Origin of the sequence: Algoriphagus litoralis, from assembly GCF_003259255.1 — a bacterium.
Classification (GTDB): domain Bacteria; phylum Bacteroidota; class Bacteroidia; order Cytophagales; family Cyclobacteriaceae; genus Algoriphagus; species Algoriphagus litoralis.
In genome coordinates, this window is sequence record NZ_QGOL01000015.1 from 41939 (window position 1) to 57765 (window position 15827).

Below are 15827 nucleotides of genomic sequence, written 5' to 3' on the forward strand. Positions count from 1 at the left end.
TTGTTTGCAAAAGAAAAACAGTTCATCGGCTTGAGTCTAAAAAAGAGCACATACACCGGACTGTTTTGGAGTCTTTTTCAACTTTTTGGAATTCAGGGTTTAAATTTTATTCTTTCCATTGTCCTTGCTAGGATTCTCAGTCCAGAAGATTATGGGTTGTTGGGAATGTTGGCAGTTTTTATGGGAATAGGCCAGACTTTGATCAACAGTGGAATGACGTCAAGCCTGATCAGAACAGTGGATGCTAAGGAGGAAGACTTTTCTACAGTTTTTTGGCTCAATCTAGGGATTAGCTGTCTTATTTATATCGTTTTGGCTATTTCAGCCCCCTACATCTCAGCCTTTTTTGGTCAAGAGATTTTGACACTTGTCATTAGGGTCTATTGTTTGACTCTCATTTTTTCGGCACTGTCGATGGTTCAAAAGGCCCGATTGACCAAAAAAATGGATTTCAAAACCCAAATGTTAGTCTCTGTTCCGTCCTTGATTATCGCAGGTGGAGTAGGAGTAGGATTAGCTTTTTGGGATTATGGGGTTTGGGCCTTGGTTTGGATGAATATGGTTCAAATTGTTTTGAATTCAGCATTTTTCTGGATCCATTCTGGGTGGAGACCAAAATTCATGATCAAGCTAGACCGCTTAAAATATCATTACAGTTTTGGCTACAAACTGACCCTTGCTTCCCTTTCGGAATCAATATTCAGAAATAGTTATCAATTGGTCATTGGGAAATTTTTTCCAATAGCAGAATTGGGTTTTTACACCAAAGCAGATAACCTAAAGCAACTTCCAGTTCAAAACATTTCATCGGCTATCGATTCGGTGACTTTTCCTTTATTCTCACAAATACAGGATGAAAATGAAAAGTTGAAAAATGTTTATAGAGTGGTGATGCAGCAAGTATTATTTTGGCTTGCCCCTACATTGACTTTTGCAGGAATTTTAGCGAAGCCTATTTTTGTGTTTTTATTGACAGAAAAGTGGTTGCCGGCTGCTCCTTATTTTCAGATTTTATGCATTATCGGAATACTCTATCCTTTACACTCCTACAATATTAATATTTTGAAAGTAAAAGGAAGGTCAGATCTTATCCTTTATTTGGAGTTTTTCAAGAAAGTACCCCTGATCATTGGACTCTATTTTGCAATTTCTCAGGATATTGAGTTCTTGCTTTACCTCCAAGTAGCTTTAAATTTTTTTTATTATTTTCTGAATTCTGCCTATTCAGGAAGAATGATAGGGTATTCGATGCAGGAACAATTAAAAGATCTAATGCCAATTTTTTTTATGGTCGGAATTTCGGGATTAGGGGTATATTTTCTATCTGAATTGCTTTCAGATTGGGGGGATTTTTCTCTGATTTGTTTTTGTTTTTCTTCAGGTTTTCTTTTCTACTTGGGATCTTCGTATGTAGTCAAGCTAAAACCCATAGTATTTATTCAAAAAGAATTTATTAAAAAATGATTCCTGTTACAAAACCCTTTATGCCACCCATCCAAGAGTACCAAAAGCTACTTAAGGGTATTTGGAATAGAAATTGGCTGACGAATAATGGTCCATTGGTCAATGAGCTAGAAATGAATCTTAAGGATTACCTTAAGGTTTCCAATGTTTTTTTTGTATCCAACGGAACTATCGCAATACAAATTGCGATAAAAGCTCTTGACCTAAAAGGGGAGGTCATCACGACGCCTTTTTCGTATGTTGCGACTACGAGTAGCTTGGTTTGGGAAGGTTGTGTTCCGGTCTATGTCGATATCGATCCGGAGACTCTAAATATAGACCCAAACAAAATTGAAAGTGCGATTACCAAAAACACGAGTGCGATTCTTGCGACTCATTGTTTTGGCAATCCATGCGACATTGATGCCATCCAAAAAATAGCCAGCAAGCATGGTTTAAAAGTGATTTATGATGCTGCACATTGCTTTGGGACAGAGTATAAAGGGAAGTCGGTATTTGAGTATGGGGATATTAGTACGGCAAGCTTTCATGCTACCAAGCTTTTTCATACGGTGGAAGGTGGAGCTGTATTTGTAAGAGATAAGAAATTGGCAGACCAAGTCATCTACTTGAGAAATTTCGGACATAATGGGCCAGAAAAATTTAGTGGTGTTGGTATAAATGGTAAAAATTCAGAATTACATGCTGCAATGGGTCTTTTGAATTTGAGATTTATGCCTCAGATTATAGAGAAAAGAAAACAACAGGCAGAATATTACCAAAAAATCCTACAGGGCTTAAATCTGAAATACATTAAACTGCAAGAAAAGTCCGGCTATAATTATGCCTATTTTCCTGTAATTTTTGAATCTGAAGAATGTGCCCTTTACAGTAAAAAAACCTTGGAGGATAATCAGATCTTTCCTAGGAGATATTTTTACCCTAGCCTTTCTACTTTATCCTACGTGACTGGTAATACACCAATTTCAGATGACATTTCTTCCCGAATCCTTTGTCTGCCGATATACCATGAACTGACGAAAGAAGAGCAGGATTTAGTTTCTAGATTTTTGTATAAATCTCAAATAGCTAATTAATTGGTTGTAGCAGGAGCAGGAGGACATGCCCTAGAAGTGCTTGATCTATTTCTGGGGATTGGGAAGTTCGCTTCACTTTATTTTTTTGATGAGATTAATGCCCAAGTGCCAGATATCTACGGTAAGTATCGGGTTATCCACCATACTGAAGAGTTACAGCGAATTTTTTCTTTAGATCCTGAATTTTCTTTGGGGGTGGGGTCTCCATTTGTAAGAGAAAGACTTTTCGGTATCTTCTGCGCCTATGGAGGCAAATATTTTCCGCTACGATCCTTATCAAGTAATGTTCATTGCACTGTTCAGGGTGATTTTGATGCACTTTCCTATTCAAATGTTGGCCGTGAATCGAAGATAGGGTTAGGGGCATTGATTAATGTCAGAGCGGTTCTTCATGATCATTGTATTTTGGGTGAATTCGTAGAAGTTGGACCTGGAGCTATTCTTATGGAAAATGTTCAAGTAGGCGAATACTCAAGGATAGGTGCTGGAGCAGTGATTCTTCCGGGAATCCATCTGGGACGACAAGTAACAATAGGCGCGGGAGCGGTAGTCACTAAAAATGTATCCGATAAGTGTACCGTAAAGGGTATCCCTGCCAAAAATTAGAATATGAAAAAAGTGCTCCATGTCTCGAGAGACAATAAGTTTTTGGATTTTGCCATTAATTGTTTTGAACAAGTGAACCATGGGCAAAACTATTACATGGTAATCGATAAGGATAGGAATAAGGAGTCCGTTTCGTATGTCAAATACGAATCCATTCATCCTGAATCGCTTTCTAATGCGGTTGAATTGATCGGTACCCAAAGCTTCATTTCTCAGTTTAAAGCTGTCATTTTCCATGGAATATCTCCAGTAGAAAAACAGGTTCTGGATGCGATTCAGACCGATATCAAAGTGATTTGGTTTGGATATGGATTTGATTATTATCCTTTGATTGATTTTTTCATGCTTCGGTATCTGGACAAGAAAACCAAAAAATACTGGTATCAAGAAAAAAATGGATTGGCCAAAATTGGTTTGCGAATCAATGAATTAATCCCGTTTTGGACATTTTTCAAATCCAGAAATGAGCTAAAATCTGTAGATCGAGTTGATTATTTTGCTCCAGTACTCAAGCAAGAATATTATGAGATCAAAGCGAAACATCCTGGATTCAGAGCAGAGTATATTGATTGGAATTACGAATTAGGGAAAGAGATTTTTGACAGCATCGGCCAAGAATTTGCCACAGGAAAAAATTTCTTAGTTGGTAACAGTGCTTCCATCACCAATAACCATCTTGATTGTTTTTCTTTATTGACCCCGCAGATAATTGGTTCCAATAAAGTTCTAGTTCCTTTGAGTTATGGATTTCCTAAAAGGTTCAAAAACATAATTAAATCAGAAGCTAAATCTAGATTCAAAGAGAAATTCGAACCTTTAGAGGAGTTTATTCCATTTCATGACTATTTATCCAGATTGAAATCTTGCGGATATGCTCTTTTTGGAAGTATAAGACAGCAAGCACTGGGAAACATTTATATGTGTCTTGCTTTGGGGATTAAAGTATACTTGCATCCCGATAATCCAATACTGGATGAATTAAGGAATCAAGGTTTTCATCTTTTTGATTTCAATCAACTGAAAAATGAAAGTCCTGCTGAAAGACCCCTGCCTGAGACCCAGAAAAAAGAAAACAGAGAGCTGATGCGACAGATGTCTTTAAAGGAAAATTACCTGCAAAAGACGAAAAATCTTATTAGTCTAATCGATTCGTTTGAATAAGATCAAAAAAACGCAACTAATTAATAGAATCCATCGCGAATAAATTGTCCCAAAATCCTGTTAATCGGTAATTCTAAAATTACAATTCTTGGGACTATTCATGTCTCTGAGTTTTTAGACGTTCAGATTGATTTTGCTTCGAGGAAAAGAATCGAATAAAACCAGAAGTGATAGTACAGATTCATGATAAATAAAATTCTCGTTTCCATCATAATTCCCACATTTCGAGAATGGGACTTACTTAGATCTTGCTTAGAGGCTTTGGCCAAGCAGTCTTTTCCCATGGAGAAAGTTGAAATTATTGTAGTCAATAATGATCCAAACAATCCTAAACCTGAAGATTTAATTCTTGAACCGAATGTGACACTATTGACCCAGCCAAGGCCTGGATCCTATGCGGCCAGAAATATGGGTCTTGACCATTCTCAAGGTCAGTATCTTGCCTTCACTGATTCTGATTGTATACCCAATACCGATTGGCTGAGCCAAGGAATTCGTCTCTTGGAAGGAAGATTTGATCTTGTTGGGGGAAAAATGGAGTTCTTTAAGCCCGAAGGCGGTGATCATCAGGCTTTTTTGTTCGAAAGTCGATTTTCGTTTCGGCAGGACAGAAATGTCCTTCAAAACAAGCAAAGTATCACAGCGAACCTATTTGTTAAAAAAACGGTGTTTCAGGATGTAGGACCTTTTGATGAAAGCTTGATGTCTGGTGGGGATTACGAATGGACAAGGCGGGCTACCGATGCTGGGTATACCATTGCCTATGGAGACAAGGCAATAGTGAGACATCCCTCCAGAAAAAATTTTCAGGCACTGATCAATAAGAAAAAGCGGACTTCAGGTGGGATGTATTTCAGTTTTTTCAGGAGTTATTCTCCGATCAGGAAATTGAGTTTCACACTCTGGATTCTCCGTCCACCCATTACGATTTTTGGATTTAATAATTTGAGTTTAAAAGAAAAAATCATCCTCTTTCAAGCCCGCTGGTATTTGGAGTGGGTGGGGGTAAAAGAAATGGCGGATTTACATTTTAGCAAAAAAAGCGCTAGGAGGGAATAGATGTTTAGTATTATCTGTCCAGTTCATAACAAGGAAAATGAGTTGAAGGAGACCATTGATTCAGTTTTTGATCAAGAGGTTCAGGATTTTCAATTGATCTTAGTGGAAAATGCCTCGACTGACAATTCAATGGAGGTCATTCAATCTTACTCTGATGAACGAATTCATGTAATCAGAGCTGGGAAGATCGGCCCAGGTGCCGCCAGAAATCTTGGGGCTGACCATGCGATTTTTCCGTGGATCGTATTTTTAGATGCTGATGATGTATGGAAAAGAAATCATTTGTCAAACTTCAAAAGAGCCATAACCTCCCATCCTGACCGTTTCTTTTTTTCCACCTCTTGGGAAATTTGGACAAAAGCATCCAGTCTTCCCACCCCAATCTCGAATGTATTCCCTAAGGATGAGGAATTTTTAAAATTACCCGAGGTTCTCGCTCTAAGTATAAAAAACTTACCTCCATTCTGGACCTCTGCAATTGCAGTTTCGAAAGAAGCGTTTTTGACAGTAGGAGGCTTTCCAGCAGCTCTGCCTGCCCATGGCGAGGATGTGGCGCTGTGGGTGAAATTACTTCATAGCCAGCAGGGAATTCACTTTATTAATAATGCCAGTGCCAAGTATAGGATTGACGGAACCAACATGACTTCCAATAGCTTTTTTCAGGGGCAGATTTACCAGGTGAGTTTTCCAGGACACATTTATCAGGCCATAGAAAAGGTGCTAACCGAAACAATTGATCCCAACTTGGCTCGGTTATGGAAAAAGTTTGGCAACAAATATCAGTACTCAGCCCTTTCGAAAGCATTGATCTCAGGTACATTCAAATCAGAATATTTGAATTATCTTTTTCCAGAGACTGATTTAAAACCCACTTTGGTGAAATTTCTCTTCAGGAATAGTTCACTTAGGAATATTTTCAAATCATATTTACTGAAAAACGATAGATTCCATGGCTAATGAACCGATTGACATAGGGGATTTGATTCAGTATTTCGGAAAGGAAAAAAGGAAAATTTTTCGCTTCCTGATCATGTTTGTTGTACTGGGCATTGTTGTGATTCTTTTCACCCGAAATCACTTCACGTCTACCTTGAAATTTATTGCTCAGACCAATTCAGGATCAGGTAATCTCATGAGTCAGCTGGGTGGATTGTCAGGCTTAAATCTTGGATCAATAAATTCCGGTGATCAATCTAGTCTCTCACCACAATTGTATCAAGAAATCGTCTACAGCTATCCATTCCTTTGGAAACTAAGTAGGCAAGAAGTAGAATTAGGTGGCAAGAAAATTAGATTGGGTGAATACGTGGAAGAAAATAGAAGACCTTCGATGACTTCACTTGTGAAAAAATACACGATTGGCCTGCCTAGTCTATTTTCACAAAACCAAGCGGCACCAATCGATTTAGAAACTGAAATTCCGGATTCTCTCATTTTCTCCAGACGAGAATTGGTTCCTTTGTTCAATGAGTACAGGAAGATTATTTCTTTGGAAAATGATCCCAAAACAGGTGTAATTACTTTACAAACAGAAACTCTTTCACCTGAAATCTCTGCGCAAGTTGCAGTATATGTATATAATATACTTTCTGAATATGTAATTGAATTCAAAACCGAAAAGGCTAAACACAATGTTGAGTTTATAGAAAGTCAATTTCAGAAGGCACAAAATAAATTTGTAGAAACTCAGAATAAGTTGTCTTCTTTCAGAGACCGCAACCAAAATTTGAATTTCTCTACGGCTAGAGCTCAGGAGGAGCGATTGCAGGCCGAGTTTACACTGGCAAGTAATCTATATACCAATCTGGCAGTGCAACTGGATCAGGCAAGGATTAAATATCAAGAAGATATTCCCCAACTAACAATCATTAATCCGCCTGTTGTTTCTTATCAAACCTCAAAGCCAAATATTCCTTTGATTATGGCAGTATCCATTTTTATGGGAATTTTACTTGGGGCTACTTGGGTTTTGATTCTATATCTCAAAATGTATTTACTAAAAGGTGAATAAATCGGCTAGACTTGACCCACTTTTTGAAATACTAAAGTGGGTTTTGTTTTTCATGACCTTCAGCTATCTGAGCGTGGATTGTGTCAATGGAGTGCTGATGAGGATGGGAGTAGGAATCAGTATTTCTCAACTTTTCAAAATGGGAATGCTGGCAGGAATGCTCCTATTCCTACTTTGGAAGAATCTGAATTACTTTTTGATTGCGATGGGAATGATTCTTTTTTTTCTGCTTCCTCTTTTGGTCAAATCGATGCTTACTGGGGATACATCCACGGTAGTAGGGAATTTTGGATACAATTTGAAACTATTATTTTTCCCAATTTCTTTTCTGTTCTTTTCAAGTGTGGGGATTTTGGACAGTAAAAAGGACACGATTATTTCAGCATTTGCTTGGATTAATTTTTCGTTGATAGCGATAAATATCTTCTTGGGAGTACTAGGAATAGGCTACAGTCAATATGATGGGCCAGAAGGTCAGGGTATTGGAGGACGGGGTTTTTTCTTCGCTGGTAATGAAGTGGCAGGGATCTTTGTCCTTTTTGCCGGTGTCTGTTGGCATTTAAGTAAAAGCTGGAACGGCTTATTGCGTTTAGTCTTTTTTTTATTTTTAGTGATTTTAGGAGTTTTGAATACCTCAAAAACCGCGATCCTAGGAATTCTGATTGTAACTTTCTTTTTAGAACTTCCTAAGTTTTTCAACAAAAGGCTTTCATTTGGCAGATTTTTAGGATTGATTTTCCTCCCAGTTTTTGGGTTTTTGATAACTGTTGGCGTCTATTGGGGAATCCAGGCTACAGGGCTAATAGATCGTATCGCCTTTTTTTATCAAAGGATGGATTTGCTCACTTTTATTCTTTCGGGAAGAAACGAAATGGTATCCTCAGCGCTATCTTTTTATGGGGTAGCCTATGGTTTTTGGGAGTATCTAATCGGAGTAGGTAACCTTGAATTTTTGGAGCTAATGCGGCAATACCATGGCGAAGCACACACCATAGAAATTGATTTTTTTGATCTCTTATTTATGAACGGTTGGATGGGAATGGGATTGATAATGAGTTTTTACTTATTTGTTTTTCTCCGGGGTTTCGTTGAACCCTCACATTTGAAAACGACACCCATGATTCCCATCAATTTTACTCTGTTGTTGATCTCATTAATGGCGGGTCACATATTTAACTCAGCGATGCTTGGAATAAGCTTGGGATTTTTTAATGGACTCAAAGCCTACAAGGTTCAATGATTCGGATTTACCTGATTTCTAACATGTACCCAACTGAAGCGTTTCCTTCTTTTGGTGTGTTTGTGAAAAATTTTGCGGAGTCCATTCAGGATGACCAATTCAGGATTTCCTCTCGCACGCTGATCAAAGGGAAAAAATCAAAGTTGAGCTTGGTCTGGAGTTATCTTCGCTTTTCAATAGATGTTTTCTTCAAGGCCAATTTTTCTTCCTATGACATCATTTATGTCCACTATGTTCAGCATAGTTTGGTTCCATTGAATTTTTGGTTTAGAAGAAAAGGAAAACTTATTCTCAATGCACATGGGTCCGATTTGACCTTTGATGGTCTTTTTTACCGTTTGATGCGGAAGTTGAATAGTAAGTTTTTCATAGAATCTGATCTGATGGTTATACCATCTTCTTTTTTCAAAGAAAAAGTAATTAGCCTTGGCGTCAAGGAAGAAAAAATTTACGTTTATCCTTCAGGTGGGATAGACTTGGAATTATTTCAACCAAAAGTCAAAAAAGAAGAATTTCTGTATCGAATTGGATACTTAGGACGTTTGGATAAAGGAAAAGGAATTGAGGCCTTGATTCAAGCATTCGCCAAGCTTAAGAATAGTCAAGTGTATCATTTGGAATTGGTGGGAGCGGGGCAAGAGGAACAAAGTCTGAGAGCACTTGCCGATAGGGTAGGGATCTCTGAAAGGTGTACCTTTGCAGGAGTAAAAAAGCAGGAAGAATTGCCAATAATTTTCTCAACTTGGGATGTCATGGTTTTTCCTTCTGAATTGGAAGAAAGCTTAGGTTTGGTTGGTCTTGAAGCCATGGCTTGTGGGCTTCCTGTCATCGGTTCTGCTAATGGAGGAATAGGGACCTATTTACGTGATGGAATAAATGGATTTTCATTTGCTCCGGGAAATGTGGAGGATTTGAAAAATAAAGTCGATAAATTCTTTGGGTTGAATCTTGAAGATTTAAAAAAATTAAAAGAAAATGCAATTAGCACAGCAGCAAGATATAGTAGAAAAACCGTCAATAAAGAATTTAAAAATAGAATCAAAGAACTCCTTCAATCCTAAGGTTGCAATAGTCAATGGGATCAAGATTTATGGATTTCCAGATAAACTGACGCTGATCAACTATGCTACAGGCATGAACAAATTGCTAGTAGCTGTCAATGCTGAAAAAATCTATAATGCTGACCAAGAGCTTAAAGAAGTAATCAATCAAAATATTGGATATCCTGATGGGGTGGGAGCTGTATGGGCTCTCAAACAAAAAGGAATAAACGATGTAACAAAAATCCCTGGAGTCGAATTATGGCTGGAAATCGTCAGACAACATCATATCGATAAAAAATTCTATTTCATAGGGGCTAAGGAAGAGGTGATTCAGGGCGCTGTTTCCAAATTAAAAAGAGAATTTCCCGGTGTACAAGTAGTAGGATTCCGGAATGGTTACCTGAAAGATGGGGACCAAGAGATTTTGATTCAAAATATTGAGGCTACGAGACCGGATTATGTTTTTGTAGCGATGGGAAGCCCCACACAAGAACGTCTGATGATAGCCATGTCCCAGCGATTTCCAGCAGTTTATTTAGGACTGGGAGGGAGCTTTGACATCTATTCTGGTAAAACAAAAAGAGCACCTGAGATCTTTATCCGCTATAAACTAGAATGGCTCTATCGATTATTAGCAGAACCTAAACGAGCCGCAAGACAGATCAAATTGGTTGATTTTGCTTGGAAAATGATCAACAAAAAGTATTAAAATTCATCAATTCCAGTTTTGGATTTGTGCTGAATCAGATTGTTTTTTCCTCTTTTTTCAACCTGTTCTATTTGGTTTACAGAGAAATCATAAAACCCATAAAGTTGTGTTTTAGTAGCTTGGGTGTCAGTGCATTCATTTTCCTTGAAAGTAGTGTTGGATACAAATTCCTTCAAAGCGAATGCGCCTCTTGTTGAGAGGGTTACACCCCGCTGATTGCCATTGACAGCTTTGTTATTCACAACCTCCGAGTTAGACATTTGACGGAATAAAAACCCGTGCAATCCACTCTCAACGGCAATGTTTTTTGAAAAAAACAGTTGATTGGATACTTCTGGAAATGGATGGCTTGCAGTTTCAATCCCAAATCCAATTCCACAACCTAAGGCTTTATTGTTTATGAGTTGAGTTTCTGATTGAGGGACATGAATTCGAAAACCATAATTGCTGCAATTTTCTGCAATCGAATTTTCAATAAGTGCTCCCTTTTTGTAAGCAATAGCAAACCCAGAACCAAACCCTTTCTCAGGTGAAGGCCCGCCTTTTGCAGAACAGTTTAAAACTGTGAGGTCATTGACAATAAGGTAGTATCCGTTATCCTCAAACCAATTTTCGGCATGATTCCCAATAAAAGTTATGTTGTTTCCGTCAGCAAAAAATCCAGTACCTGCTCCGATACTTTTGGAACCGATGACTTTAGATCCATTGTCCATAGTCAATATGCCTCTTGGTCTTCCTGAGTTATTTTTGGACGTGAACGCATGAGCGTTTTGACTTACTACTCCGGAAATGGTGTTTTGAGAATTTTCTCCTTTGAAATCATAAAATGCAACACCATGCCATGTGTTAGTTGTAGAGACATTCCTTATACTGCTGTTGGTGCAGTTTCTTAAACAAATGCCTCCTTTAGCACCTGTCGCGTTTTTCGCAAATCTCCCATCTACGCCAATGTTTTCTAGTGTGATATTCTTATTGATAGTAGAGGGAACCGTAGTAATTAAAGCTTGGTTTTTGGTGTTTGCCCAATTACCTTCATTCTCTTGCCTGAAAAAGATGCTTTTGTCCATATTTTCACCTTTGAGGTGGATATTTGATTTTAGAATAATCGCATCATGAAGGAGATATTTTCCTTCGGGAACGACAAGTACTCCACCTCCAACAGCATAAAGGCTGTCGATCAGTTTGTTTATTATCGTAGAATTATCAGAAGAGCCTGAAGGATCCGCTCCTGAATGCAAAATATTGACTTCCTGACCCTGCAAGGTGCATATTAGAGATAGATTGAATGTCAAAAGCAAAAGTATTTTGAAAAGGAATTTCATTTCTCCGGAAAGGTTGATTCGTTCGCTTAAGATAATTAATCAATTGAGGTTTATCCGGAAAAACTGGCGACTTTATTGTCAAGTCATTGTGGGAGTAGGCTTATTTACCATTGGAACGGCAAGTGGGCAAACGTTGTCGGCCGGTTTTCCAGTAATAGAAGAAGCTGTGAGGAGAAATCAGTTATTGGGAGATTCTACATTCCAAGGATCATTTTCTTTGAGGCCTTTGGGGGTTTCCCAGCGAGGAGATATTCCTATTTTTAAAAAGCTATTTGGTAATGGGAAATCCGATTTAACCGGTACGACCTCCAGAAATTATTTTCGCGCTATACCGTTTAGGCAAACGCTAGCTTTTAACTCCAAAAGACCCTATGGATGGGGAAATGGCCCAATGGTTCCAAATGTTGGATTTCAAACGTATACCCAGCTTGGTTTTGCGACTAAACTCTCGATACTCAACATTCAATTTGCACCGGAATTTGTGTGGTCGCAGAATAAACCCTACCAAGGCTTTGAATCTTCAATTCCCTCAGTCATAAATGCAAAATACAGGTACTGGAGTTTTGGCGATTACCCAGAACGGTTTGGATCTGGTCCCACAACATTGTTTTGGTGGGGACAATCCAAAGCTACACTTCAAGTTGGATTTTTGGAGACCGGTATCTCTACCGAAAATATCTGGTGGGGTCCTGGACAGTTTAGTGCATTGACATTTTCTAACAACTCCAGGAGTTTCCCTCACTTAACTTTAAGGAGCCGCCGTCCGGCAAACACTTTCTTGGGAATTTTTGAAGGAGAATTGATCATGGGACGGTTAGAAGATTCAGGTATTCCACCTTCGCAGATTACGCAGTTAAACGAGGATTATTTTTTTAAATTCTCTGGTGATTATAAATACTTAAATGCATTAACCATCACCTATCAGCCAAAATGGCTTTCTGGTCTATCCTTCGGATTTACCCGAACCCACCAGCAGTACTCAGAGCAAATGGGCAATACTTTTTCTGATTATTTACCTGTATTTGAGCCCTTTCAAAAAAAAGTATACGGTTTTGACAGAGATGCCGAAGGAAGAGATCAACAGTTTACTTTTTTTGGTAGATGGGCTATACCCAAAGGTAAATCTGAGGTTTATTTTGAATACGGCAGAAGAGATCATGCTTTTGATTGGAGGGAAGCTTTTTTAAACCCCGAGCATGCCCGAGCATATCTGTTTGGGTTTCAAAAATTATGGGCTACAGCTACTCCTGGAAGGAATGTTCAGGTCAGAGCAGAAATGCTTCACCAGCAGGAATCAATCAACCGAATAATCCGATATGCAGGATTGGGTGGGGGATATACTTGGAATACCCATGGACAGGCTAGGGGATTTACCAATTTCGGAGAAGCTTTGGGCACTGGTCCTGGGGTAGGCTCCAATGTTCAAACTATTGAAATCTCACTGGTAGATGGGCTTAACAAGAAAGGACTGGTGTTGGAAAGGCTTGAAAATCATCAAGATGCTTATTATAGAGCCTTTGGAAACTTCAATTCAGGCGTTGATCCTTGGGTTGATTTGAGTATGGGGATTTTATGGGATCACCAGGTTGGTGATTTGGTAGTGAGTACTCGAAGTCAATTTATTTATGCTTTAAATTATCAATGGCAAACTTCTCCTACCTTAACTAAAGATTTTAATTCGGGTAAGAATCTCTTGGCATTTTTCGGTCAGGTTCATTTGATTTACCATTTTGGAAAATAGCTCGAATTCTCTGTCCAAAATATTTAGGAATGTTGTGATCTCAATCCTTAGTGAGTAATTTTGGTACTCATTATAGAGTTAGGTCTTTGATTTTTTAAGTCTTCCTAGGATAAAAAATCAATTTCAAACGATTAAGAGGAGCTAAGTCCCCCTGTGACTGAAGGGGCGAAGCTGTTTAGGATATTCTCATTTTTATTACCCATTCAAAATAAATAGTCATGTTGACACCAATTCAGGATTGTAAAATTGCCATCATCGGATTAGGCTATGTTGGACTACCCTTGGCGGTAGAATTTGCCAAGAAGTTTCCGGTTGTGGGATTCGATATAGACCAGAAGAGAATTGCTGACCTTTACCTTGGCAAAGATTTTACTCTGGAAGTAGATGATGAGTTACTGGGCTCTGTCATCACAACTGAACCTCTCCAACCCGGCGCAACTGGCCTTTACCCGACTTTTGATTCGGAGGCATTGCTAGACTGCCAAGTATATATCGTTACCGTACCTACCCCTACAGATAAATACAACAGGCCAGTCCTCACGCCCATGCTCAAGGCTTCTGAGAATATCGGGAAGTACCTGAAAAAAGGCGATGTCGTCATCTATGAGTCGACTGTCTATCCTGGAGTGACTGAAGATGAATGCGTCCCCGTACTTGAAAAAGTCTCTGGTCTGAAGTTCAACAAAGATTTCTTCGCTGGCTACTCTCCAGAACGCATCAATCCAGGCGATAAAGAGCATACCGTATCCAAAATCCTCAAAGTAACCTCAGGTAGCACTCCCGAAGTTGCAGAATACGTGGATCAACTCTACAGACAGGTGATCATAGCCGGTACGCATAAAGCCTCCAGCATTAAAGTAGCAGAAGCTGCTAAAGTCATCGAAAATTCTCAACGGGATATCAATATTGCCTTTGTCAATGAGCTTTCGAAGATTTTCAATCTACTAGGGATAGACACGCATGAGGTATTGGAAGCTGCTGGGACGAAATGGAATTTCCTCAAATTCAAGCCCGGACTGGTGGGCGGACATTGCATCGGTGTGGATCCATTTTACCTTGCCCAAAAGGCACAGGAAGTAGGCTATCACCCTGAGATTATTCTTGCAGGACGGCGTTTAAATGACAGCATGGGCAAGCATGTGGCCACTGAGGTCATCAAACTAATGATGCGAAAAGATCTCAAGGTCATTGATTCCAAAGTTCTGATCCTTGGCTTTACCTTCAAAGAGGATTGCCCCGATGTCAGGAATACCCGGGTAATCGACATTTACAAGGAATTGAAATCCTTTGATATGGACGTAGATGTGTACGATCCATGGGCAAATGCGGCGGAAGTCAAACACGAATATGGGATAGATATCATTACTGGAGAAAAAGCCCCATCTTTGACCAACTATTCCGCTGTGATCCTGGCAGTAGCCCATAAGCAATTTTCAGGTATGGAAATTCAAAAGTCAGCCTCACAGGTAGTATTTGATGTAAAAGGATTTTTAGAAAAAAATAGGGTAGATGCAAGGTTATAATTTAAATTTTAACTTGCCGAAAAATTAAAAAACCACCAAAATGAAATTTGATTTGAAAAGTGTTCTGGTCTGTCTAGGCTTCGTTTTTTTGATATCCTCCTGTGTATCCAACAAGAAGTTGATCTACATGCAAGAATTGGAAGACTCCATGGGTCCTCTGGTAGAATCCAGTAAAAAATATCCGTATGTCAGTGAAGAATACCTACTGCAAGTCAATGATATCGTAGAGATCAACATAAAAACCACAGATGAGAAATTGAATCTTGTTTTTGGTGCAGTATCCAACGACTCTCAAAATCAGGCAGCGATGGCTGGTGGACAGGGAGCCGGGGATGCGTTTTTTATGAACGGCTACACCATTGATGACGAGGGAATGGTAGAAATACCTTTACTGGGTAAAATCAAAATCTCCGGGATTACCACAGAGGAGACCAAGCAATTGGTGGAAAAGGAAGTCCTGAAATACATCAATCAAAATGAATTTTTCGTCCGAGTTCGGTTGGGAGGAATTCGGTTCAGTGCTTTGGGGGAATTCAATAAATCCGGAAAATATACCATCCTTCAGAATCGGGTTACCATATATGAAGCCATAGCCTTTGCGGGAGATCTGAGTAAAGTGGCCAAGCGTGACGAGATTCTGTTGGTCAGACAATATCCCGATGGATCCCAAATCCATAAAATCAACCTTCTGGACCGCGATTTATTGGGTTCTGAGTATTTCTTTCTCAAACCAAATGACATGATTTATGCTGAACCCATGAAGGTCAGAGAAATCGGAGCAGGAAATACCCTAGTGGAAACACTTACGCTTTTGACTACTTCAATTACAGCCATTGCGCTCATCCTTACTCTTATTCAAAACAACAATTAAT

14 protein-coding genes are annotated in these 15827 nt (G+C 39.0%); 13 read left to right on the forward strand and 1 reads right to left on the reverse strand.

Translation table 11 applies throughout. From position 1 onward, the window contains the following. Positions 1–30: 30 nt before the first annotated feature. From DK188_RS17415 to DK188_RS17460, 10 genes are all read left to right on the forward strand, one after another. The gene (locus DK188_RS17415) at positions 31–1464 is read left to right on the forward strand and encodes a lipopolysaccharide biosynthesis protein (RefSeq protein ID WP_157963269.1); all 1434 of its coding nucleotides are present in this window, start codon (positions 31–33) and stop codon (positions 1462–1464) included. A gap of 20 nt (positions 1465–1484) precedes the next feature. Beyond that, positions 1485–2540, forward strand: coding sequence for a DegT/DnrJ/EryC1/StrS family aminotransferase (locus DK188_RS17420; protein ID WP_317046880.1), 1056 nt, complete (start codon positions 1485–1487; stop codon positions 2538–2540). Further along, positions 2541–3146, forward strand: coding sequence for a PglD-related sugar-binding protein (locus DK188_RS17425; RefSeq protein ID WP_111672125.1), 606 nt, complete (start codon positions 2541–2543; stop codon positions 3144–3146). 3 nt (positions 3147–3149) lie between these two features. Then, the gene (locus DK188_RS17430) at positions 3150–4307 is read left to right on the forward strand and encodes a TDP-N-acetylfucosamine:lipid II N-acetylfucosaminyltransferase (RefSeq protein WP_111672126.1); all 1158 of its coding nucleotides are present in this window, start codon (positions 3150–3152) and stop codon (positions 4305–4307) included. 183 nt (positions 4308–4490) lie between these two features. Continuing rightward, a complete protein-coding gene (locus DK188_RS17435) occupies positions 4491–5366 on the forward strand; it encodes a glycosyltransferase (RefSeq protein WP_111672127.1) in 876 nt (291 codons plus the stop codon). Next, positions 5367–6323: a glycosyltransferase family 2 protein gene (locus DK188_RS17440; RefSeq protein WP_111672128.1), complete on the forward strand. Its 957-nt coding sequence runs from the start codon at positions 5367–5369 to the stop codon at positions 6321–6323. A gap of 193 nt (positions 6324–6516) precedes the next feature. Then, on the forward strand, positions 6517–7377 hold the full coding sequence (locus DK188_RS17445; protein WP_157963270.1) for a GNVR domain-containing protein: 861 nt from the start codon (positions 6517–6519) through the stop codon (positions 7375–7377). A gap of 52 nt (positions 7378–7429) precedes the next feature. Continuing rightward, entirely contained in the window at positions 7430–8617 is a 1188-nt protein-coding gene (locus tag DK188_RS17450) for an O-antigen ligase family protein (RefSeq protein ID WP_111672130.1), read from the forward strand. Beyond that, the gene (locus DK188_RS17455; protein ID WP_111672131.1) at positions 8614–9678 is read left to right on the forward strand and encodes a glycosyltransferase family 4 protein; all 1065 of its coding nucleotides are present in this window, start codon (positions 8614–8616) and stop codon (positions 9676–9678) included. The genes DK188_RS17450 and DK188_RS17455 overlap by 4 nt, the downstream gene beginning before the upstream one ends. A gap of 73 nt (positions 9679–9751) precedes the next feature. Continuing rightward, positions 9752–10369 (forward strand): WecB/TagA/CpsF family glycosyltransferase, encoded by a 618-nt coding sequence (locus DK188_RS17460; RefSeq protein ID WP_198673042.1) that lies wholly within the window; start codon positions 9752–9754, stop codon positions 10367–10369. On the opposite strand, the gene DK188_RS17465 is transcribed toward DK188_RS17460, so the two are convergent. Then, positions 10366–11691, reverse strand: a complete 1326-nt coding sequence (locus tag DK188_RS17465) for a glycosyl hydrolase family 28-related protein (protein WP_111672133.1) — start codon at positions 11689–11691, stop codon at positions 10366–10368. The two genes, DK188_RS17460 and DK188_RS17465, sit on opposite strands and share 4 nt — an antisense overlap. Here DK188_RS17465 and DK188_RS17470 point away from each other — a divergent pair. The 3 genes from DK188_RS17470 (at position 11675) to DK188_RS17480 (ending at position 15826) form a co-directional block, all read left to right on the forward strand. Next, positions 11675–13432 (forward strand): capsule assembly Wzi family protein, encoded by a 1758-nt coding sequence (locus tag DK188_RS17470; RefSeq protein ID WP_157963271.1) that lies wholly within the window; start codon positions 11675–11677, stop codon positions 13430–13432. The two genes, DK188_RS17465 and DK188_RS17470, sit on opposite strands and share 17 nt — an antisense overlap. A 218-nt stretch (positions 13433–13650) precedes the next feature. Then, a complete protein-coding gene (locus DK188_RS17475; protein ID WP_111672135.1) occupies positions 13651–14955 on the forward strand; it encodes a nucleotide sugar dehydrogenase in 1305 nt (434 codons plus the stop codon). 40 nt (positions 14956–14995) lie between these two features. Further along, positions 14996–15826, forward strand: a complete 831-nt coding sequence (locus tag DK188_RS17480) for a polysaccharide biosynthesis/export family protein (protein ID WP_232825761.1) — start codon at positions 14996–14998, stop codon at positions 15824–15826. Position 15827 lies beyond the last annotated feature (1 nt).